We start from the raw sequence: 19,834 nt of genomic DNA on the forward strand, positions 1-19,834 counted from the left end.
CTTGTTTCAACATCTCATATAGATTTTTCAATGTATTATGAGACCTGAGACAAGCTCAGGGTGACGAAACTATTCTTCAATCAATTTCTTGGTCAAAAAGTTGAATCGAAGATACAACATTACCGCCGATGCGGTAAGCCCCGACAACAATCCAATCCAGATGCCCGTGCTTTCAAAACTGGTATGCAGTCCCAAATAATAACTGATGGGAAAACCAATCAACCAATAGGCGATAAAAGTAATGAGCGTAGGTATCTTCACATCCTGTAGACCGCGTAACGCTCCCAAAACCACCACTTGCAATCCATCAGAAATTTGAAAAAAGGCGGCGACCAGCAACAATTTGGCTGCAATAAAAATCACTTCGCTATTATCGGCCTGGTTGGCGATATCGTCCACATCCAAATAAATCGTGGGGAACCAATGCCTTCCCAGCAGGAAAATGGCGGCAAATGCGATTTCCACAAGCAATGTCAAGAAAAATACGGATTCAGCAATACGCTTCAACTCTTTGTGGTTTTTTAGTCCTTTTTGGTTGCCGACCCGTACTATGGCCGCCACACCGAGGCCCGTACCCACCATAAAGGTCATACTGCTCAAGTTCAATGCAATTTGGTTGGCCGCTTGGGCATTTTTTCCCAACACCCCGCTCAACCAAATGGCCGCGGTGAAAATGGCCACCTCAAAAAACATCTGTAAAGCAGAGGGAAAACCAAGGTCAATGATTTTTCGCATCACTTTTTTCTCAATCTTTTTAAAATTGAAGTTGGTCACGTAGGATTCAAACTTCTTTTTTCGTTTGAGCAAATACCAAATAAAGGCAACCATAATTACCCGGGATACCAAGGTACCCACAGCCGCTCCCACAATCCCCATTTTGGGAAATCCGAAGGAACCAAAAATGAGCAGATAGTTCAAGGTAATATTGACCACATTGGCCATAATGGTAGTGTACATGGGGTATTTGGTCTGCGACAAACCATCCGAAAACTGTTTAAAAGCCTGGAATATGATCAAGGGCACCAATGAAAATGCCACCAAGTCCAAATAGGGCATAGCGAGTTCCACTACCTCTGGGGGTTGCTCCATATGGTGCATCAAAGGTTTAGAAACTTGAATCAGTCCAAAAAGGGACAATCCTAAAATGGTACAAAGCACCAAACCGTGTTTTAAAGCACTTTTGCCCGCTGCCTCGTCTTTTGCGCCATCCGCTTCGGCCACCAAAGGAGTAATCGCGGTGGAAAAACCGATACCCAGGGACATTGCGATAAAAACAAAACTGTTTCCCAAAGAAACGGCGGCCAATTCCGCCGTGCCCAACTGTCCCACCATAATGTTGTCTGCAAAGGCCACAAACGTATGCCCCAACATCCCCAAAATAACTGGATAGGACAATTTAAGGTTATAGGCGAACTCTTTGGTGTAGTTTTGAAACACAACGGATATTTAAAAAAGGATGGCAAATATAGCCAGATTGGGGACATTTGTCTCCAAATCATATGTTAGCTTACCGATAAATTCAAAGTTGCTTCGCCTCATCCCAGAAGACGTCCATCTCAGCCAAGGTCATATCGCTCATGGATTTCCCTGCCTCTTTTGCTTTTTGTTCCAAATATTGAAAACGCTTGATGAATTTTTTATTGGTTCGTTCCAGTGCATTTTCCGGATTGATTTTCAAAAAACGGGCGTAATTCACCATGGAAAATAGCACATCGCCAAATTCAGATTCCATTTTGTCGGTATCATTGGCTTCCACTTCTTCTTGAAGCTCGCCCAGCTCCTCTTTCAACTTTTCAAAAACCTGTTCGGGTTTTTCCCAATCAAATCCTACGCCGGCCACCTTATCTTGAATCCGGTTCGCCTTTACCAAAGAAGGCAGTCCGTTGGGAACCCCTTCGAGGACACTTTTTTTCCCTTCTTTTAGTTTGATGTTTTCCCAGTTCTGCTTTACTTGCTCTTCATTCTCCACCTTTACATCGCCATAAATGTGTGGATGCCTGTTGATTAATTTATCGCAGATGCCATTGGCCACATCGGCAATGTCAAAATCTTGGGTTTCGGAACCGATTTTAGCATAAAAAACAATGTGCAGTAAAATATCGCCCAGCTCCTTCTTCACTTCCTCCAAATCATTGTCCAGAATGGCGTCGCCCAGTTCGTAGGTCTCTTCAATGGTCAAGTGGCGAAGGGTTTGCATCGTCTGCTTTCTATCCCAGGGACATTGCTCTCGGAGTTCATCCATTATGGTCAAAAGGCGGTCAAAAGCGGCCAACTGTTCCGATCTTGTGTTCATGGTTTAGGATTTTCCCCAAAAATACGAAGTCCCGTTGGTTGAGATTCCATCATCGAAATTTACTTATGAAAAATTTGTCATTTCGATTGGTTTTTGTTGGTTGAGACCTTCGTCTATGCTCAGGATAAACTAAAGTCAAAACCATAAAAAAATTGTATCGAGAAATAATTGATAAGAGAAGTAACCTTGTTCTCGACCTGCCAGCCGGCAAGCAGGTACTTTTCCTTCAGAAAAACTTGAACTGACGGTTAATAAAAAGTATTTTAGTATTTTTCAACAAAGCCTACTTAGGGAAAATATCACTATCTTCAACCTCATTTTAAGGTAAAAGTGCTAGAATGAAACATCTTTTTATGGCGTTGCTCATGGTGCCTTTAATGGCCATTGGGCAAACCGATAATCCTTTCCAAAATGAAGTAAAGGCAATCCAGCAAAAGAATGATTCCCTTTGGGATTCGTCCAAACCGACAATTGTTTTTACGGGAAGTTCGAGTATTCGTTTTTGGGAAGATGTCCAAGAGCGTTTTCCAGAATATCAAGTGCTGAATACAGGGTTTGGAGGTTCTCAATTTTCCGACCTTGAGCTTTTTTTGGATGAGCTTATCTTGAACTACAACCCCGTAAAGGTTTTTATCTACGAAGGCGACAACGATATTTTCGCCAAGAAGAGACCACGACAAATTATGAAGAGGGCGGAATACATTCTCAGCGTTCTTCAACAGCGAAACCCTAACATGGAGATTGTGTTGATTTCTGCCAAACCAAGTATTGCCCGTTGGAAATACAGGGGAAGGTACCGCAGATTGAACCGCAAATTGGACAAACTGGCCTCGGAAAACGAGAAGATAGATTTTGTGGATGTTTGGTATCCAATGCTGGATGACAGAAAAGTAAAGCAAGACATTTTTATTGAAGATGGCCTGCACATGAACGATAAAGGTTATGACATCTGGTACGATGTGATCAAAGACTACATAGACTAAAACTAAACAAACGTGATTTACAAATCAATTTTGCTGTTCGTTACAGTTATCTGCATGGCAGCTTGCCAAACCAAAAAAGAGGAAATCAATTTTCCGAAAACCGACCTAGCCAACGCTCCGTTGATTCCCAAACCCATTAAAACCATTCCCACGGGGAGTGTTTTTGGACTGGATGCCGGAACTGTTATCTACACTTCGACCACAGACCCTCAATTTGAGAACGTGGGGAAATTTTTATCGGAAAGCATCAAAGAGAAAATTGGCCTTGATATTGCCGTAAATGCATCATCCGAAGATAAATTGGAGCGGTTGATCTACATTAACCAATCGGACAGTGTGGATTTGGAAACGCCGGAATCCTATCAACTATATATTAAAAAGGATTCCATTTTATTGAACGCCAAAACTGCCGCAGGTGCATTCCGAGGCGTACAGACGCTTCGTCAACTTATTCCAGAGATCAGCAACGATACGTTGACGGACCGTCCCATGTGGGTGATTCCTTCTGGCAAGATTATAGATGCTCCCAAATTCGAATTCCGCAGTTCCATGTTGGACGTGGCCCGTCACTTTTTCACCGTAGATGAAGTCAAAAAATATATCGATGCCTTGGCATACTACAAATTCAATACGCTGCACCTGCATTTATCCGACGATCAGGGATGGCGAATCGAGATCAAATCATGGCCAAAACTTACCGAAGTGGGTAGTACAAGCGAAGTTGGTGGAGGCGAAGGCGGATTTTATACCCAAGAACAATACCAAGACATTGTGGCCTATGCGGCGGATAGGCACATTACCATTATCCCTGAAATTGATATGCCGGGACACACCAATGCCGCTACGCTATCTTATCCCTTTTTACACTATGCCGGAGCGGAGACCCCACGTGTACGTACCGACATGAAGGTGGGCTACAGTTCTTTTGATGCCAAAAAAGACACGGTTTACAGCTTTTTGGATGACGTAATCGGCGAAATCGCCGCTATCACACCTGGGCCCTATTTTCACATTGGGGGTGATGAAAGCCATGTAACCAAGAAGAGCGATTACATTCTTTTTGTGGAAAAAGTGGGCAAGTTGGTTCAAAAGCACAACAAAAGAATGATCGGTTGGGATGAAATCGCACAGGCCGATATTGCCTCCAACGCCGTGATACAATTATGGAACAACGCTGAAAATGCTTTGAAAGCGGCGGAAAATGGCTCTAAAATTATTGTTTCACCTGCTAAAAAGGCCTATTTGGACATGAAGTACGATTCTATTTCGGAATATGGGTTAAAATGGGCAGGTTACATTCCTGTTGATGTGGGGTACCAATGGGACCCTGAAACTTATGTTGAGGGACTCTCCAAAGAAAGCATTTTGGGGATTGAAGCCCCGCTTTGGTCCGAAACCATTAGCAACAGTTCCGAATTGGAGTATTTGGCCTTCCCGCGATTAATTGGATATGCCGAATTGGGATGGTCGCCAAGCGAGCACCTTGATTGGGAAGACTACAAAGAGCGCTTGGCCGCACAGGTTCCCTATTTGGAAGCCAAGCAGATCAACTACTACCCAACTAAATTGGTGGATTGGGAAAAAGAATAGTGTTTATTCTTCCTCTTCGGAGGTGGACACTGTAGATTCTTCAGCATCCTTTTCGTCCTCAACAAAATCAGTGATGTCGTTGTCGAGAAGGATGTTGTACCACTGTATGATTTTCTTGATGTCACTGGCGTACACTCGGTCCTCATCATAATTGGGCAGTACTTCGAAGAAATACTCTTCCAACTCGATTTTTTCAGCTTTATGGCTGATGGAGGTTTTCTCGCCCCCTTCTTTTTCCTTTATTTTTTGAAACACTTCCTTTAAAGGAACTTCCTCTTCCAAAGTGTAAATGGCTATTTCGGACAACACGCTTACATTGCTTCTTAATCCAACGGTTACACGTTTGCCATCCAATAGGGATTCGCCAACAAAGCCACCTCGGGTTTGGGTCAATAATTTGTAAAGTCCTGGTTTACCTCCAATAGATAAAATCTTGTCTAATGCCATTCAAATAGTGATTTATGGGCGCAAAAATATGTTTTTATCGCAAACTGCGATTTTTTTAACGTCCTTTTTTGATATTGGGAAACCTCATTCGGTAGTCCACTGTTATTTTTCCTTTTGAAATCTTTTCCAATCGGCTTTTCAACAATCGTTTCTTGAGGGTTGAAAGCTTATCGGTGAACAAAACACCTTCAATATGATCATATTCGTGTTGGATCACACGGGCCAAGAGGCCGTCAAAGGTTTCAGTATGCTCCTTGAAATCCTCATCCAAATAGTTGATGGTGATTTCGGGCTTGCGCTTTACATCTTCACGAATATCGGGAATGCTCAAACAACCTTCGTTAAAATCCCACTCCTTGCCGTTTTCCTCTTCAATCGTGGCATTGATGAACACTTTTTTGAATCCATCGAGCTGTTTCTGCTCGGCTTCGGTCAACTCGTCATCGTCAGCAAAAGGAGTAGTGTCCACCATAAATATTCGTATGGGAAGTCCCACCTGCGGTGCGGCCAGTCCAACACCGTGGGCATTGTACATGGTCTCCCACATATTGGTAATCAACTCGTCAAGTTTTGGATATTCGGATGTGATATCCTTTGCCTTTTTTCGCAAAACGGGGTCTCCGTAGGCTACTATCGGTAAAATCATAAATCAAAATCTGTTTAAGTAGGCCTGCAATATGAGCGTGGCACTTATTTCGTCGACTAGGGCCTTGTCCCTTCTTTTTTTCTTTTTCATCCCGCTGTCCAACATGGATTGAAATGCCATTTTGGAGGTGAACCGCTCATCTTGGCGCTCTACGGGCATGGAAGGAAACTTGGCCTTCAGCTTTTTCAAAAAATCTTGGATAAGTTCCTCTGACTCGGAAGCGGTGTTATCCATTTGCTTGGGCAGCCCCACAACAAAACGTTCCACGGATTCCTTTTGGATGTATTCTTCCAAAAAGGACAACAAGTCTTTGGTCTCGATGGTGGTCAACCCAGAAGCGATCAACTGAAGTTCATCGGTAATCGCTATTCCGGTCCGCACCTTTCCAAAATCCAAAGCCAAAATTCTAGCCAAAATAATTTTTTGGCAAAAATAACCTTAAAAATGTTATGCGCTTAAAAATGCCGGCCATAATTCTGCCATGGGGCTTATCTTTGTAAAAACTTTAAGAAAATGACAGAATTAAGAACGCTTATTGAAAAAGCGTGGGACAATAGAGCGTTGCTGGAAGACGAAAAAACTCAAGACGCCATACGCGAAGTCGTAAAGCTTATTGATTCAGGAGACCTGCGATGTGCGGAACCGACGGAAGATGGCTGGCAGATAAATGAGTGGGTAAAAAAGGGGGTCGTGCTTTACTTCCCCATCCAAAAAATGGAGGTGCTGGAAGCCGGCATTTTTGAATATCACGATAAAATTCCATTGAAAAAAGGCTACAAGGAGAAAGGTGTTCGCGTGGTTCCCCATGCGGTTGCCAGACACGGGGCCTATATTTCCAAAGGCACGATTTTGATGCCGAGTTATGTGAACATCGGTGCCTATGTAGATGAAGGAACGATGGTGGACACTTGGGCCACGGTGGGCAGTTGTGCACAAATCGGCAAAAATGTCCATTTGAGCGGTGGCGTAGGAATTGGCGGCGTATTGGAGCCGTTGCAAGCAGCTCCCGTGATTATCGAGGACAATGCCTTTATCGGCTCCAGATGTATTGTGGTGGAAGGTGTGCGAGTAGAAAAAGAAGCCGTTTTGGGCGCAAATGTAGTTTTGACCGCCTCTACCAAAATTATTGATGTTACAGGTGATGAACCCGTTGAGTTGAAAGGTCGCGTGCCAGCTCGGTCAGTGGTGATCCCTGGAAGTTATACCAAAAAGTTCCCTGCGGGCGAGTATCAAGTGCCCTGTGCCTTGATCATTGGTAAAAGGAAGGAAAGTACAGATAAAAAGACATCTTTGAACAATGCGCTACGTGAGCACAATGTTGCGGTGTAGCGATTATTTCAACTGTTCCAAAGCATTTTCAACGGCCGCTTTTAAAAAGTGGCCGTTTGTGATTTTATGCCTAATCGCATCCACATTGGAGACCATTTTGGAATAAGTCTCGGCATCGATATTATTCAGTTTTTCGGACAGTTCATCCAAAGATGAAATAGCAAACCCAATCTGCTCTTCTTCTATTAATTTGGCAACTGCAGCCTTGTCCCAAACGATTACGGGCAATCCCGCCAACAAGTACAGGGAGGTTTTATGTGGATTGTTGTACTGGATGTATTTGCCAAAATCGCCATCACATTCCTTGATGGCGTTCCCGTTCCACACCAAGCCAAAATTTCCTTTCATCTTATCCAATACCTCGTCCGGAGCAAAAACACCTTGATAGTCCAAAACGGAGTTAGCTCCCACTTTTTCCTTTTGATACCCGTTTCCGTAGAGTTTTAGGGTAAAATCCTTTTGCTTCAACTCATCCGCCTTGTAAAGAAAGGCACTTTTTTCCATTCCCAAACCACCAGCAAAAACCACATTTTTTTCAACGCTATCCTGCATTTTGGGCAAACTCTGACCGGAAGCCAATAAATAATCGAACAGATACAGCGGTACCATTTTCCCTTTATACCCATTTTCGGCAAACCATTTCATCATCACCTCGTTGTGAAGTATAAGAACATCTGCCTTGTTAAAACGTTTCATCTCCTTTTTTACATCCTTGTTTTTGCCCATCAAGGTTTTTACGTCATGTACAATTAATATGATTTTACACCGCTTGAGCTTGGCCAGTGCCACTTTGTAGGTATAAAACTTGCTGAGGGGATATTGCATACAAAGGGTCGACGAAAACGGCAGTAAAATCAAACCTTTGGTTATGCCCAAAAAGCTGATGATAGCTCCAATGGCCGAACTAGGATGGTTGCTTTGCTTGAAACCCAAGTTTTTGAATCCTATTTGAGACAACACGCTCTCGCAATCCATTTTGGGCTTGGAAGCTGCATTTTTGGAAAACTTATAGTTTCGGGAAATATAGAACAGGTCGGTATGTTGCATGGTATGTGTTTATGTTCCAAAAATATTCTTTTTAAGCAGCTAATCCATAAATTGCACCCAACCATTTGCTAAAACTTCTAAAACACTGACCTTATGAAAAGTAGTCCCAAGTATGATTTTTTAATTGTCGGCGCAGGGCTATATGGTGCCGTTTTCGCCCACGAGGCGACCAAACATGGCAAAAATTGTCTGGTAATCGACAAGCGAAACCATCTTGGCGGAAATACCTATTGCGAAGACATCGAAGGGATAAATGTACATAAGTATGGCGCACATATTTTTCACACCAACGATAAGACCATCTGGGATTACGTAAATAGCTTCGTTCCCTTCAACCGATACACCAACTCACCCTTGGCCAATTTTGAGGGCAAACTTTACAACCTGCCGTTCAATATGAACACTTTTTACCAACTGTGGGGCACCAAGACACCGGATGAGGCCATGGCAGTTCTTGATGAGCAGACAAGCAAATACCGTAACATAACACCTACCAACCTTGAAGAACAGGCACTGTCACTGGTCGGGGACGATATTTACAAAAAATTGATCAAGGGATATACCGAAAAACAATGGGGGCGCAAAGCCACCGAGCTTCCGGCATTTATCATCAAAAGATTGCCATTAAGGTTCACTTACGATAACAACTATTTTAACGACACCTACCAAGGCATACCTATTGGTGGCTACAACAAACTTACCGAAGGATTGTTAAAAGGTATAGAGTGTAGAACAAATATTGACTTCTTTAAAGAAAAAGCAGCCTTGACCGGTTTGGCGAAACAAATAGTTTTCACAGGAAAAATCGATGAATACTTCGATTATTGCCATGGTAAACTAGAATATCGAAGCTTGGATTTTAAACATGAAATCTTAGCACAATCAAACTATCAAGGCAATGCAGTTGTAAACTATACCGAAGCCAAAATTCCGTTTACCAGGATCATAGAGCACAAACATTTTGAATTTGGCAGGCAAAAGTCTACCGTCATCACAAAAGAGTACCCATTGGAAGCCTCACCTGAAAAAGAACCCTACTATCCCATTAACGATACCAAGAACAATGAAATTTTTAAAGCCTATCAGGAAATGGCAAAAAATGAACCCACGATTTTTGGAGGAAGACTGGCCGAATACAAGTATTATGATATGCATCAGGTTATTGGTGCGGCACTGAGCGATACAAGAAAACTATTTAACGAAAAATCCTAAGTCGATACGCAACTCTTTTCCCACATTTCCGTCTAAAGAATAAATGAAAAGGCCCGAATTAGAGTTTTAACACAAAACAAGTAGGGAAATTTAAGCGTTGATTGTTTTGTAAGAAAAAGAAACGTTGAAGCAATTTTTACGCTACTTTTTTGTTATAGATTTGTAAATAGTAAACACTACACCAATAAATTATGGCTGACTTGCGCACCCCAAAGCAAAAAATCTCAGCACTTGTGATCACCTACAACGAGATGGGCTACATTGAAAAATGTATTGACTCCGTTTCTTTTGCTGACGAAATATTGGTCGTTGATTCCTACAGTACCGACGGCACCTACGAGTATCTTTTGAGCCACCCAAAAGTGCGGGTGATTCAAAATCCCTTTGAAAACTTTACCGCTCAAAAGTCGTTCACCCTTAAACAAGCCTCCAACGATTGGATCTTGTTCTTGGATGCCGATGAAGTGGTTACAGAAAGTCTTCAAAGGGAAATCGTTGAAACGATAAACAACCCAAATGCCCATGAGGCCTATTGGTTCTACCGAAAGTTTATGTTCCAAAACGAGACTTTGAACTTCAGTGGTTGGCAAACCGACAAAAATTATAGACTATTCCGAAAGAGCAAAGCTCATTTTACGGATCAAAAAATTGTACATGAAACCTTGGTCGTGGACGGCACCTCCGGAATCCTTAAAGAGAAATTGACTCATTTTTGCTATAAAGACTACGAAGACTATAAAGGAAAAATGCTCAAATATGGTCAATTAAAGGCCAAAGAAGATTTTTACAAGGAAAAGCATTTTAATTATGTGCTGATGACGGTAAAGCCCGTTTGGAAATTCTTCAACCATTATATCCTTCGTTTGGGAATTTTGGATGGCAAAAAAGGGTGGACCATCTGCTACTTGAACGCCCTTGGTGTTCTGGAAAGGTTCAGAGAGCTAAAAAGACTGGAAAAAAAGAACGAGCTGGCCTACTATTTAGTGATGCCATAGTGTGTCCACACCATTTTGTTTGACCTAGTCTCCTTACGTATAGCTTGATTTTTTGCAATGGATTCAGGCGTTTTGTATCCACGTTTGTGGTCCAAATGCACACAGACCGCACTGTACCGCAATTGTTTGGATTTTATTCCAAAATTGAACAAGCGCTCTCCCAACTCACGGTCCTGTCCGCCATACTGCATGCGTTCATCAAAACCGTTTACGTTTAAAATATCCTTTTTCCAACCGGAAGAATTGTGACCGTTCCAACTGGCATTGGTCGGCGTTACCGTGTTCAATAGCTTAGAGATTATTCCACTTGCCGTAAGCTTGTTGTTCTTAAAAGTCTTTGGGATGCCCTTTTCCTTAAGCCAGTGGATATTAAAACAATTCTGTTCCTCTATATCTTTCAAGGTTATCAACTTGGAGATGTTCATCGGAAGCATATAATACCCGCCCGAAATAAAATAACCTTGCTCCTTGTTGATATAGTGTACCTCTACAAAGTCCTCCCGAGGGATACAATCCCCATCTGTCATGATGATGTAATCCGCACTACAGGCCTCAACCGCTTTGTTCAGGATTCTCGATTTCTGGAAACCATCGTCCTCTTGCCACACATGGACAATGCTGTAAAAAACTTTATTGGACATTTCTTCCAATAATTCTTTGGTCTTGGGACCAGAACCATCATCGGCCACAACCACTTCAAAGTCCTTGAAAATCTGGCAATTGAATCCCCACAGCACCTTTTTAAGCCATTCTTCGGCATTATAAGTGCTCACGATTACTGATATTTTCGGTGACTCTGTTCCGTTTTGGTTCATCTGGGCAAAAATAGAAATATTAAATGTTATCTCATATGCTTAATTTTGTGATTCTAAACTCTTAGAATGAAGGTCAAGGAAATTCCTGTTTCACTTTTTCATCAAGCCAACTTAACTCGGCAATCCCAAGAAAAGCTTATATCCAATAAAAAACAGGTACCGGTTATAATTTCACTGGCATCGATTCCTTCACGGCTGCATATTGTTCATCTAACTATCCGGAGTTTATTGAATCAAGATCTACTGCCCGAAAAAATTGTGCTTTGGTTACACCGCGATTTAAAAACCAATATTCCCAAAAAACTGAATAATCTGGTGGGAGAATTGTTTTCAATTGAATTTACCGACTACTTCAGTTCGCATAGAAAATTGGTGGAACCCCTAAAAATGTATCCAAAAAAAATCATTGTTACTTGCGATGATGATATGATGTATCGTAAAAACTGGTTATCAAACCTTTATGAAGCCCATCAAAAAAACCCTGATAAAATCATTGCAAACCAAACCCGGTGCATAACCTATAGTAAATCAGGTGAATTATTGCCTTACAAACAATGGAATTTCAACCCATCTGGGTGTAAAAATCCTAAACTTACCTTACCCATTGGTGCCGGCGGAACCTTATATCCACCCAATGCAATGGACCAAAAGGTGTTCGAACAAGACCTGTTCCTAAAACTTGCTCCCAATGCGGACGATCTATGGTTCAAAATGATGGGGCTGTTAAAAGGAACACAATCCATACAAGCCTATAACAGTGAAAAAGAGCCCATACCCATTTGGGGATCACAAAAAGTTTCACTAAAAAAAGGAAATATTGGTATGGATAAAAATAGAGTACAATGGCAGGCTTTGACTGACCATTTTCAACTAAAATTCTAGAACATTGATCGAAGAAATCAACAATTGCAATAAAGTGCTGCAAGAAGGCGGGCTCATCCTCTACCCTACCGATACGGTCTGGGGGATCGGCTGTGACGCAACAAACCCAGAAGCCGTAAAAAAAGTGTATGCCCTTAAAAAGCGTGAAGATACCAAGGCGCTCATCTGTTTGGTGTCCAATCAGGCCATGTTGGAGCGCCATGTAAAAGAAGTGCCCGAAGTCGCCTACGATATCATGGACCTGGCAACCAAACCGACGACAATAGTATTTGATGAACCAATGGGTGTCGCCAGTAATCTAATCGCAGAAGACAACACTTTGGCCATTCGTGTCGCTTCCGATAAATTCTGCCAATACCTCATCAATAAATTCAGAAAACCCATTGTATCCACATCCGCCAACATTTCGGGCAATCCCACCCCAAAACAATTCAAGGATATTGCTGAAGAAATTTTAAAAGGAGTGGACTATGTGGTAAATTTGCCCGATGAAAATATAAACCCTTCCCCCTCCTCTATCATTAAATTGAGCAACGACGGACAGGTGAAGGTTATTCGGGAATAACAATGGCGAAGGAATTCCATACAGCGGCAATACAACATCCTATTTTTAAACTTATCGGCGAAGCTTCAGACGAACTGGGCGTGGACTCCTACGTTATCGGTGGTTTTGTTCGCGATTATTTTTTAAAAAGAAATACGCCAAAAGATATTGATGTGGTCGCCGTTGGAAGCGGAATAGCACTTGCCAAAAAAGTAGCCTCCAAACTTAAGGGCAAACCAGAAATCTCCGTATTCAAGAACTTTGGAACCGCCATGATCAAGCACAAAGATTTGGAGCTTGAGTTTGTAGGTGCCCGTAAAGAAAGTTACAATCGAGATAGCCGAAAACCCATTGTGGAAGATGGCACTTTGGAAGACGACCAAAACCGCCGCGATTTCACCATAAACGCCATGGCCCTGGCGCTTAACCAATCGAACTTTGGCAAACTTTTGGACCCGTTTGATGGTTTGGCCGATTTGGACAAAAAAATCATCCGTACACCGTTGGAACCTGGAATTACTTATTCCGATGACCCATTGCGCATGATGCGCGCCATCCGATTCGCCACGCAATTGCATTTTAATATTGAACTTAAATCGCTTCAGGCCATTACGGAGCACAAGGACCGTATCAAAATTGTTTCCAAGGAGCGTATTGTGGACGAGCTGAACAAAATTTTGATGAGTTCCAAACCATCCTTGGGATTCTCATTGATGCACAAAACTGAACTACTGCCTTTAATATTGCCAGAACTTACCGCCTTACAAGGTATAGAGGAAATAGAAGGGCAGCGCCACAAAGATAATTTTTGGCACACCTTGGAGGTCGTGGACAATATTTCCGAAACCACGGACAATCTTTGGTTGCGCTGGGCCGCATTGCTTCACGATATTGGCAAGGCACCTACCAAAAAATTCCATAAAAAAATTGGTTGGACGTTTCACGCCCACGAATTTGTGGGGGCTAAAATGGTGTACAAACTCTTCAAGAGGTTGCGGTTGCCTTTGAACGAGAAAATGAAATTCGTCCAAAAAATGGTATTGATGAGCTCACGGCCCATCATTTTGTCCGAAGATCACGTAACCGATTCTGCGGTAAGGCGTTTGGTTTTTGATGCAGGGGATTTTGTGGATGACCTTATGACCTTGTGCGAAGCCGACATCACGACCAAAAACCCGCACAAACAGAAAAAATACAAGAACAACTTTAAAATAGTTCGTCAAAAAATAGTGGAGGTCGAAGAACGGGACCATATCCGTAATTTTCAGCCCCCTGTTTCCGGTGAAGAGATCATGAAGACCTTCAACCTGAAACCTTCCAAGGAAATCGGTATCATCAAGGACGCCATTAAAGAAGCCATTTTGGAAGGGGAAATACCCAACGAATATGAGGCTGCCTACCAGTTTATGCTGGAAAAAGGCAAAAAAATGAATCTAAAAGTCCATTCTGAATGAAAAAGAACAAATATGTAGTGTATTGGTTGCTCACTGGGTGTTTTCTAATTTTTGTGATGGTCTTGGTAGGTGGCATTACACGCCTTACCCATTCCGGGCTCTCCATTTCGGACTATAAATTGATACAGGGCACCATTCCTCCCATGAACGAGCAAGAATGGCAAGAAGCCTTTGAGCTCTACAAGCAATATCCGGAATATCAAAAACTCAACAACCATTTCGGAATCGAGGAATTTAAGGACATCTATTTCTGGGAGTGGTTGCACAGGGTCATTGGAAGGTTTATCGGTGTGGTATTCATCATTCCGTTCCTCTATTTTTTGTTCACAAAAAAATTGGAGAAGCCAACGGTAAAAAAATGCTTGGTTTTGCTCTTTATGGGCGGGTTCCAAGGTTTTCTGGGTTGGTATATGGTCAAGAGCGGGCTTGTGGACCGTCCCGATGTGTCTCATTTTAGATTGGCCGCACATTTGACCACGGCTTTTCTCACCTTTGCCTATAGTTTATGGGTGGCCCTGGACCTTATTTATCCCTATAAAAAAGAAATCAACCTAAAAATCCGGAATTTGATCAGGGTTGGACTCGTGCTTTTGTTGCTTCAAATTATCTGGGGCGCTTTTGTTGCCGGTTTGGATGCAGGATTCATTCACAACCATTGGCCCCTGATGAGCGATGGCAAACTGATCCACGAAACGGTCTATATTGAGCAGCAGCCCGTTATCAAAAACTTTTATGAAGGAAAGAGCGGTGTACAGTTTGTGCATCGATACTTGGCATACATTGTAGTTGGCATAATAGCCTTGATTTGGTTCAGAACCCGTAAGATTCAGCGAACGCCGCTTCAGGAAAAAGGATTACAAACCTTATTGGCCCTGGTTTTTATACAATTTGTGCTGGGAGTGCTCACATTGATTTACGCCGTGCCACTTTGGCTGGGAATTGCGCATCAAATTGGCGCATTTTTCCTTTTGGCCGCCATGACTTTTACCTTGCACAGGTTCTCCAAATAAGGTCTATTTATTGTACCTTTGTGCCCACTCTAAAATTTGATGGATGATTTATAAAATCAGGATAATACTTGATGCTGAGGAAGATATCTTTCGCGATATCGAAATTGAGGACCAAAGTAATTTGGAGGATTTCCACAATGCCATAACCCAAGCTTTTGGTTTTGAGGGGAGTGAAATGGCCTCCTTTTATACGTGTGACGAGGAATGGAACCAAGATGAGGAAATCGCCCTTTTTGATATGAGCGAGAACGGTTCCGATATACGGTTGATGAACGAAACCACTTTGGGGGATGTGATCACCGAAAATAATCCGAAGTTGATTTATGTCTATGATTTTTTTAGCATGTGGACCTTTTTTGTGGAACTGGCGGACATTGTTGAAAAAGAGGATGGGAGAATTTATCCGAATGTATTGTTCACCTTTGGTGAACTGCCGGACGCCCCGCCAGAAAAAAAGTTCGAAGCCGAGCCCAATGATGAACAAGATGGAGATTATGACGACCTTTTGGACAGTTATGACGACATGGACTTTGATGAAAACTGGAATTAACCGAGTGCTTGACCAAGTTTTAACCATTAACACCTAATATGCTAAACCTATATAACGCCCAAATTGAAAGTATTTCGCTTCACCGTGTTGGCAACAAAAGTAAAAATGAGTCTGCCTTTTTATCCGCAGAGCCCTTTTCGCTCAACGATGAAATGTCGGGACTTTTAAAAGAATATTTCTTTAAGCCTTTTAGGGAAAAAGAGGAAAACTACTATAAGTTCGGACACGAAGTGGATTTGGAATTCAATGAGGTTTTCACGGCGGTTTCTGGAATTTTTGATAATCCGTCCGACAACCATAGGTTATCCAAAAAAATAACCACCCATCTGTATGAGCAATCCAACCACCCTCACATCAAAAGCGGAGAGGTTTATGTGGTGCATTTTTCGGATATGGTCATCGACAACCAAAAAACGGATGCCGTAGGTGTTTTTAAAAGTGAATTGAAGCACGATTTTCTTCAATTTGAAGAAAATGAGCACAATTTGGAGATTTTGATTCGTCAAGGCATCAATATCAATAAGCTCGACAAGGGGTGTATCGTTTTTAACATCAACAAGGAAGAAGGGTTCAAAATCCTTTCTGTGGACAGCAACCGCTACGATGCCAAATACTGGCTGGAAAACTTTTTGGGCGTGCTGCCCTTGACGGATGATAACTTCTACACTAAGAATTACCTCAAATTCTGTCAGAACTTTGCCAAGGATGTGGTTTTGCCCGCCGAGGACAAACAGCAAGAGGTAATGTTCATGAACCGTGCGGTGAACCATTTTGCCAAAAACGACAATTTTGAAGAGACCTCATTTTTGAACGAGGTTATGGAAAACCCCGAGTTGATTCCTGAGTTCAAACATTATAAAGTTGAAAAAGGGCCTAAATACAGCATCGAGGACGTTTCCAATTTTGATATTGCGAACAAGGCAGTGAGCGATGCCCGTAAAAAAATCAAGAATGTCATCAATCTGGACACCAACATCCAGATAAAAATGGATTTCATCAACCCTGAATCCGCAGAAAAATTTGTGGAAAAAGGTTGGGACGAGGAGCGCCAGATGTACTACTATCTAGTGTATTTCAACAAAGAGCAAAAGAGCTAGAATTTTTTTTCTATAATCTGTCGCATACTTACGTCTTCGTAGTTACGCTTCACAAAATCCAGGGCATGTATCAACACTTCGCCCATGGTTTTGCTATCCCGAAAATTGATATCCCCGGTTAATTCCAATAACTGTGTTTTTAAAATTTCGGTGTTTTCTGGCGGAGCAATGGTATCAACTTCGCACACATCCAAAAGTCGCTTTAGCCTGCGGCCCCAACTTAAAATCCGTTTTGCGATTATGGAACGTTCCTCCACAATGTATTGGTTCACCGAATCCACCGTCAACTTGCTCTGAACCAAATCCACCATTACTTTGTTCTCCTTAAAAAATTGTGGGCGGTACACCTTGATTTTCCCTTCGTAACATTGTTGATCAAAATCTATGGCCCTGATCTTATAATTTACACTGTCAAAATCGTGCGTTGGCACAATAACGTAGTTGTACGAGCGCATATCGCCCAATAACCGAATCATGCAGCGCTCGTTGAACTTTACAAATTCCTTGGCAATCTGTGCCTTGTCGAACTCCGAGCATTCGGGCAGGTTTTTTTTGAAGAACACATCTCCGGGAATACCCACAATGTGCTCCTCGATCAATGTATTTTGATAAATGACAAAATTGAGATTGTACGGTGACAACATATGCTCCAACTCCAATCCGTACACACGGGAAGCATCTGTTTTTTTTACATAGAACAAGGTGTAGTTGTCGTTCAGAATGTTCCGCACCTTGATCCTAAAGGGTTTAGAGTTCCCGAAAGTGCAATAATCCACATAGTCCACGTTCAAATATTGGAAAATCTTATCGCTACCATCGGAAACAAAATTGGAATAGACCCGTTTTAACGCCAAATCTATTTCATCCCGATCAAACTCGGGGTAAAAAACCCGTACCCATAGGGTATCCTCATCGTTCGCATCGTACACGGCAACACTTCCCGAGAACCGGAGAAGGTCATCATAATGGATGGGAATCTCTATTTTTCGGTTGTAATATTTCAAATATTCATCAAGTTCCTTGCTTATGGGATAAGCAGGTTTCTTTTTCGACATCAACTTTTCTTCCGACATTGTATTCGATTATTTGTAACAAATTGTAATATACCTCGTCAAGTTAGTATAAACCATTCAAAAAACGATAGCATCTTTTGGAAACAATACTTACCGTAAGCCATCTTACCAAAAAATTCGGCTACCTCACCGCTGTCAACGACCTATCCTTTACCATTGAAAAAGGAAACGTTTACGGCATCTTGGGGCCCAATGGGAGCGGCAAATCGACCACTTTGGGCATTATTTTAAATGTTGTAAATAGAACTTCAGGGGAGTTTAGTTGGTTTGATGGCACCACATCCACCCACGACGCCTTAAAAAAGGTCGGCGCCATTATTGAACGCCCCAATTTTTATCCGTACATGAACGCCATCCAGAATTTAAGACTGGTTTGCAAAATAAAAAATGTACCGGAAACCAAAATTCAGGAAAAACTGGAGTTGGTCGGGCTGTGGGACCGTCGCAACAGTAAGTTCAAGACGTATTCGTTGGGGATGAAACAACGCATGGCCATTGCCTCTGCCCTGCTCAACGACCCTGAAATATTGATTTTGGACGAGCCCACCAATGGTCTGGACCCTCAGGGCATCCATCAAATTAGGGAAATTATCAAGACCATTGCAAATCAAGGCACCACTATTTTATTGGCCTCCCACCTATTGGACGAGGTGGAAAAGGTATGTTCGCACGTCATCATTCTTAGAAAAGGGGAAAATTTATATTCAGGACCGGTGGACAGTATGTTGGCCAGTCATGGCTTTTTTGAATTGAGGTCCAACGACTTGGGCCAATTGCAAACCCTATTGAAAAAAAGTGCCAGTTTCGGCAAAATCGAAAACTTCAATGGTACCCTTACCGCTTATTTAAAAGAGGAAATGGACGCCGAGAGTTTGAACAAAATGCTGTTTGAAAAAGGTATCACACTTTCTCACCTTGTGAAGCGAAAAGAAAGCCTCGAAGAACAATTTTTAACCTTGACCAAGAACCAATAATCAAAGAACGAATGTTACGTCTCCTACAAATAGAATTTATAAAACTTTGGAACAATAGGGCCAGCAAGGTACTGATCATCTCCTATTTTGTACTGCTTACTTCCATCGCGCTTATCGCCGCCATAAAATTTGATATTGGCCCGGTAGAGTTTCACTTGGCCGACCAAGGCATATTCAACTTCCCGTACATTTGGCACTTCAACACCTTTGTTACGGCACTTTTTAAGCTGTTTTTGGCCATAGTCATCGTATCCATGATGTCCAATGAATATAGCAACAAGACCATCAAACAAAACTTGATAGATGGATTGTCGAAAAAAGAGTTTATCCTTTCCAAAGTCCTTACCGTGATAAGCTTTGCCTTGATATCCACCCTATTTGTTTTTGTGGTCTCCATGATTCTTGGCCTGGCCTATTCGGATTATAACGAAATGTCCATTATATTCTCTGATTTGGAGTTTTTACCAGCTTTCTTCCTTAAGTTGGTCGGTTTCTTCTCCTTTTGCCTTTTCTTGGGGATTTTGGTCAAACGTTCGGCCTTTGCACTTGGTTTCCTGATTTTATGGACCATATTTGAGCAAGTGGTATTTGGTTTATTGGGATGGAAGGTGATGAGCTGGGAAGCTGCGAAAGCGGTAAAACGCTTCTTTCCGTTGGAATCGATGTCCAATTTGATCAAAGAACCTTTCACCAGACTTTCGGCCGTTCAAAATATTGGACAACAAATCGGTGAGGACATGAAGTTTGACTACCATGTGTATTGGTACGAGTTCTTTATTGTCATGGCATGGAGCGCTATTTTCATCTATTTATCCTACGCATTATTGAAGAAACGTGATTTGTAGTATCAAGAGGTAAGAATATCCAAGGTTTGCTTCAATATAGCAGCTACC

General features: G+C 42.1%; 21 protein-coding genes. 13 read left to right on the plus strand and 8 right to left on the minus strand.

Going from position 1 to position 19,834, the window contains the following annotated elements; genetic code table 11:
- Positions 1 to 69 precede the first annotated feature (69 nt).
- Together GVT53_RS11320 and mazG are read right to left on the minus strand one after the other, a co-directional pair.
- Positions 70 to 1,437, minus strand: coding sequence for an MATE family efflux transporter (locus GVT53_RS11320; RefSeq protein ID WP_166248729.1), 1,368 nt, complete (start codon positions 1,435 to 1,437; stop codon positions 70 to 72).
- 82 nt (positions 1,438 to 1,519) lie between these two features.
- Positions 1,520 to 2,293, minus strand: a complete 774-nt coding sequence (gene mazG / locus GVT53_RS11325; RefSeq protein WP_166248730.1) for a nucleoside triphosphate pyrophosphohydrolase — start codon at positions 2,291 to 2,293, stop codon at positions 1,520 to 1,522.
- 338 nt (positions 2,294 to 2,631) lie between these two features.
- Between mazG and GVT53_RS11330 the strand changes: the two genes are divergently transcribed.
- Both GVT53_RS11330 and GVT53_RS11335 read left to right on the plus strand, forming a co-directional pair.
- Positions 2,632 to 3,276: a GDSL-type esterase/lipase family protein gene (locus GVT53_RS11330; RefSeq protein ID WP_166248731.1), complete on the plus strand. Its 645-nt coding sequence runs from the start codon at positions 2,632 to 2,634 to the stop codon at positions 3,274 to 3,276.
- A gap of 54 nt (positions 3,277 to 3,330) precedes the next feature.
- Positions 3,331 to 4,866, plus strand: a complete 1,536-nt coding sequence (locus GVT53_RS11335) for a beta-N-acetylhexosaminidase (RefSeq protein WP_166250475.1) — start codon at positions 3,331 to 3,333, stop codon at positions 4,864 to 4,866.
- Between the two features lie 3 nt (positions 4,867 to 4,869).
- Here GVT53_RS11335 and GVT53_RS11340 read toward each other — a convergent pair whose 3' ends face one another.
- Genes GVT53_RS11340 through ruvX form a run of 3 tightly spaced genes read right to left on the minus strand, consistent with a single transcriptional unit; the run spans position 4,870 to position 6,373 of the window.
- Complete coding sequence (locus GVT53_RS11340; RefSeq protein WP_166248732.1) at positions 4,870 to 5,313, minus strand: DUF5606 family protein; 444 nt, start codon at positions 5,311 to 5,313, stop codon at positions 4,870 to 4,872.
- A 55-nt stretch (positions 5,314 to 5,368) separates the two neighbouring features.
- Positions 5,369 to 5,959, minus strand: a complete 591-nt coding sequence (gene def, locus GVT53_RS11345; RefSeq protein WP_166248733.1) for a peptide deformylase — start codon at positions 5,957 to 5,959, stop codon at positions 5,369 to 5,371.
- A 3-nt stretch (positions 5,960 to 5,962) separates the two neighbouring features.
- On the minus strand, positions 5,963 to 6,373 hold the full coding sequence (ruvX, locus tag GVT53_RS11350) for a Holliday junction resolvase RuvX (RefSeq protein WP_166248734.1): 411 nt from the start codon (positions 6,371 to 6,373) through the stop codon (positions 5,963 to 5,965).
- 99 nt (positions 6,374 to 6,472) lie between these two features.
- On the opposite strand from ruvX, the gene GVT53_RS11355 reads away from it, so the two are divergent.
- The gene (locus GVT53_RS11355) at positions 6,473 to 7,288 is read left to right on the plus strand and encodes a 2,3,4,5-tetrahydropyridine-2,6-dicarboxylate N-succinyltransferase (protein WP_166248735.1); all 816 of its coding nucleotides are present in this window, start codon (positions 6,473 to 6,475) and stop codon (positions 7,286 to 7,288) included.
- Between the two features lie 3 nt (positions 7,289 to 7,291).
- Here GVT53_RS11355 and GVT53_RS11360 read toward each other — a convergent pair whose 3' ends face one another.
- Positions 7,292 to 8,335: a glycosyltransferase gene (locus tag GVT53_RS11360; RefSeq protein WP_166248736.1), complete on the minus strand. Its 1,044-nt coding sequence runs from the start codon at positions 8,333 to 8,335 to the stop codon at positions 7,292 to 7,294.
- Positions 8,336 to 8,428: 93 nt separating this feature from the next.
- Between GVT53_RS11360 and glf the strand changes: the two genes are divergently transcribed.
- Together glf and GVT53_RS11370 are read left to right on the plus strand one after the other, a co-directional pair.
- Positions 8,429 to 9,547: a UDP-galactopyranose mutase gene (glf, locus tag GVT53_RS11365; protein WP_166248737.1), complete on the plus strand. Its 1,119-nt coding sequence runs from the start codon at positions 8,429 to 8,431 to the stop codon at positions 9,545 to 9,547.
- A gap of 191 nt (positions 9,548 to 9,738) precedes the next feature.
- A complete protein-coding gene (locus GVT53_RS11370; RefSeq protein WP_166248738.1) occupies positions 9,739 to 10,542 on the plus strand; it encodes a glycosyltransferase family 2 protein in 804 nt (267 codons plus the stop codon).
- Here GVT53_RS11370 and GVT53_RS11375 read toward each other — a convergent pair.
- Positions 10,524 to 11,357, minus strand: coding sequence for a glycosyltransferase family 2 protein (locus GVT53_RS11375; protein WP_166248739.1), 834 nt, complete (start codon positions 11,355 to 11,357; stop codon positions 10,524 to 10,526). The genes GVT53_RS11370 and GVT53_RS11375 overlap by 19 nt on opposite strands.
- A 66-nt stretch (positions 11,358 to 11,423) precedes the next feature.
- Between GVT53_RS11375 and GVT53_RS11380 the strand changes: the two genes are divergently transcribed.
- Genes GVT53_RS11380 through GVT53_RS11405 form a run of 6 tightly spaced genes read left to right on the plus strand, consistent with a single transcriptional unit; the run spans position 11,424 to position 16,894 of the window.
- Complete coding sequence (locus GVT53_RS11380) at positions 11,424 to 12,239, plus strand: zinc-binding alcohol dehydrogenase (protein ID WP_166248740.1); 816 nt, start codon at positions 11,424 to 11,426, stop codon at positions 12,237 to 12,239.
- Positions 12,240 to 12,243: 4 nt separating this feature from the next.
- Entirely contained in the window at positions 12,244 to 12,804 is a 561-nt protein-coding gene (locus GVT53_RS11385; protein ID WP_166248741.1) for an L-threonylcarbamoyladenylate synthase, read from the plus strand.
- A 2-nt stretch (positions 12,805 to 12,806) separates the two neighbouring features.
- The gene (locus tag GVT53_RS11390) at positions 12,807 to 14,237 is read left to right on the plus strand and encodes a CCA tRNA nucleotidyltransferase (protein WP_166248742.1); all 1,431 of its coding nucleotides are present in this window, start codon (positions 12,807 to 12,809) and stop codon (positions 14,235 to 14,237) included.
- A complete protein-coding gene (locus tag GVT53_RS11395; protein ID WP_166248743.1) occupies positions 14,234 to 15,247 on the plus strand; it encodes a COX15/CtaA family protein in 1,014 nt (337 codons plus the stop codon). Before GVT53_RS11390 ends, GVT53_RS11395 begins: the two co-directional genes overlap by 4 nt.
- A gap of 43 nt (positions 15,248 to 15,290) precedes the next feature.
- The gene (locus GVT53_RS11400) at positions 15,291 to 15,797 is read left to right on the plus strand and encodes a plasmid pRiA4b ORF-3 family protein (protein WP_166248744.1); all 507 of its coding nucleotides are present in this window, start codon (positions 15,291 to 15,293) and stop codon (positions 15,795 to 15,797) included.
- A gap of 38 nt (positions 15,798 to 15,835) precedes the next feature.
- Complete coding sequence (locus tag GVT53_RS11405; protein WP_166248745.1) at positions 15,836 to 16,894, plus strand: nucleoid-associated protein; 1,059 nt, start codon at positions 15,836 to 15,838, stop codon at positions 16,892 to 16,894.
- On the opposite strand, the gene GVT53_RS11410 is transcribed toward GVT53_RS11405, so the two are convergent.
- Positions 16,891 to 17,967, minus strand: coding sequence for a hypothetical protein (locus GVT53_RS11410; protein ID WP_166248746.1), 1,077 nt, complete (start codon positions 17,965 to 17,967; stop codon positions 16,891 to 16,893). The genes GVT53_RS11405 and GVT53_RS11410 overlap by 4 nt on opposite strands.
- 77 nt (positions 17,968 to 18,044) lie before the next feature.
- Between GVT53_RS11410 and GVT53_RS11415 the strand changes: the two genes are divergently transcribed.
- Both GVT53_RS11415 and GVT53_RS11420 read left to right on the plus strand, forming a co-directional pair.
- Positions 18,045 to 18,941, plus strand: coding sequence for an ABC transporter ATP-binding protein (locus GVT53_RS11415; RefSeq protein ID WP_166248747.1), 897 nt, complete (start codon positions 18,045 to 18,047; stop codon positions 18,939 to 18,941).
- Between the two features lie 11 nt (positions 18,942 to 18,952).
- Positions 18,953 to 19,786 carry an ABC transporter permease gene (locus tag GVT53_RS11420; protein WP_166248748.1) on the plus strand — a complete coding sequence of 278 codons (834 nt, stop codon included), beginning with the start codon at positions 18,953 to 18,955 and terminating at the stop codon, positions 19,784 to 19,786.
- The last annotated feature ends 48 nt before the right edge of the window (positions 19,787 to 19,834 follow it).

The sequence above is a fragment of the Flagellimonas oceani genome (assembly GCF_011068285.1).
Classification (GTDB): Bacteria; Bacteroidota; Bacteroidia; order Flavobacteriales; family Flavobacteriaceae; genus Flagellimonas; species Flagellimonas oceani.

Coding starts and splice junctions, on each gene's coding strand:
- GVT53_RS11420 (WP_166248748.1), top strand. CDS start 18,953: ATGTTACGTCTCCTACAAATAGAATTTATAAAACTTTGGAACAATAGG.
- GVT53_RS11330 (WP_166248731.1), top strand. CDS start 2,632: ATGAAACATCTTTTTATGGCGTTGCTCATGGTGCCTTTAATGGCCATT.
- GVT53_RS11405 (WP_166248745.1), top strand. CDS start 15,836: ATGCTAAACCTATATAACGCCCAAATTGAAAGTATTTCGCTTCACCGT.
- glf (WP_166248737.1), top strand. CDS start 8,429: ATGAAAAGTAGTCCCAAGTATGATTTTTTAATTGTCGGCGCAGGGCTA.
- mazG (WP_166248730.1), bottom strand. CDS start 2,293: ATGAACACAAGATCGGAACAGTTGGCCGCTTTTGACCGCCTTTTGACC.
- GVT53_RS11360 (WP_166248736.1), bottom strand. CDS start 8,335: ATGCAACATACCGACCTGTTCTATATTTCCCGAAACTATAAGTTTTCC.
- GVT53_RS11395 (WP_166248743.1), top strand. CDS start 14,234: ATGAAAAAGAACAAATATGTAGTGTATTGGTTGCTCACTGGGTGTTTT.
- GVT53_RS11390 (WP_166248742.1), top strand. CDS start 12,807: ATGGCGAAGGAATTCCATACAGCGGCAATACAACATCCTATTTTTAAA.
- GVT53_RS11355 (WP_166248735.1), top strand. CDS start 6,473: ATGACAGAATTAAGAACGCTTATTGAAAAAGCGTGGGACAATAGAGCG.
- GVT53_RS11340 (WP_166248732.1), bottom strand. CDS start 5,313: ATGGCATTAGACAAGATTTTATCTATTGGAGGTAAACCAGGACTTTAC.
- GVT53_RS11335 (WP_166250475.1), top strand. CDS start 3,331: ATGGCAGCTTGCCAAACCAAAAAAGAGGAAATCAATTTTCCGAAAACC.
- def (WP_166248733.1), bottom strand. CDS start 5,959: ATGATTTTACCGATAGTAGCCTACGGAGACCCCGTTTTGCGAAAAAAG.
- GVT53_RS11400 (WP_166248744.1), top strand. CDS start 15,291: ATGATTTATAAAATCAGGATAATACTTGATGCTGAGGAAGATATCTTT.
- GVT53_RS11370 (WP_166248738.1), top strand. CDS start 9,739: ATGGCTGACTTGCGCACCCCAAAGCAAAAAATCTCAGCACTTGTGATC.
- GVT53_RS11380 (WP_166248740.1), top strand. CDS start 11,424: ATGAAGGTCAAGGAAATTCCTGTTTCACTTTTTCATCAAGCCAACTTA.
- GVT53_RS11375 (WP_166248739.1), bottom strand. CDS start 11,357: ATGAACCAAAACGGAACAGAGTCACCGAAAATATCAGTAATCGTGAGC.
- GVT53_RS11410 (WP_166248746.1), bottom strand. CDS start 17,967: ATGTCGGAAGAAAAGTTGATGTCGAAAAAGAAACCTGCTTATCCCATA.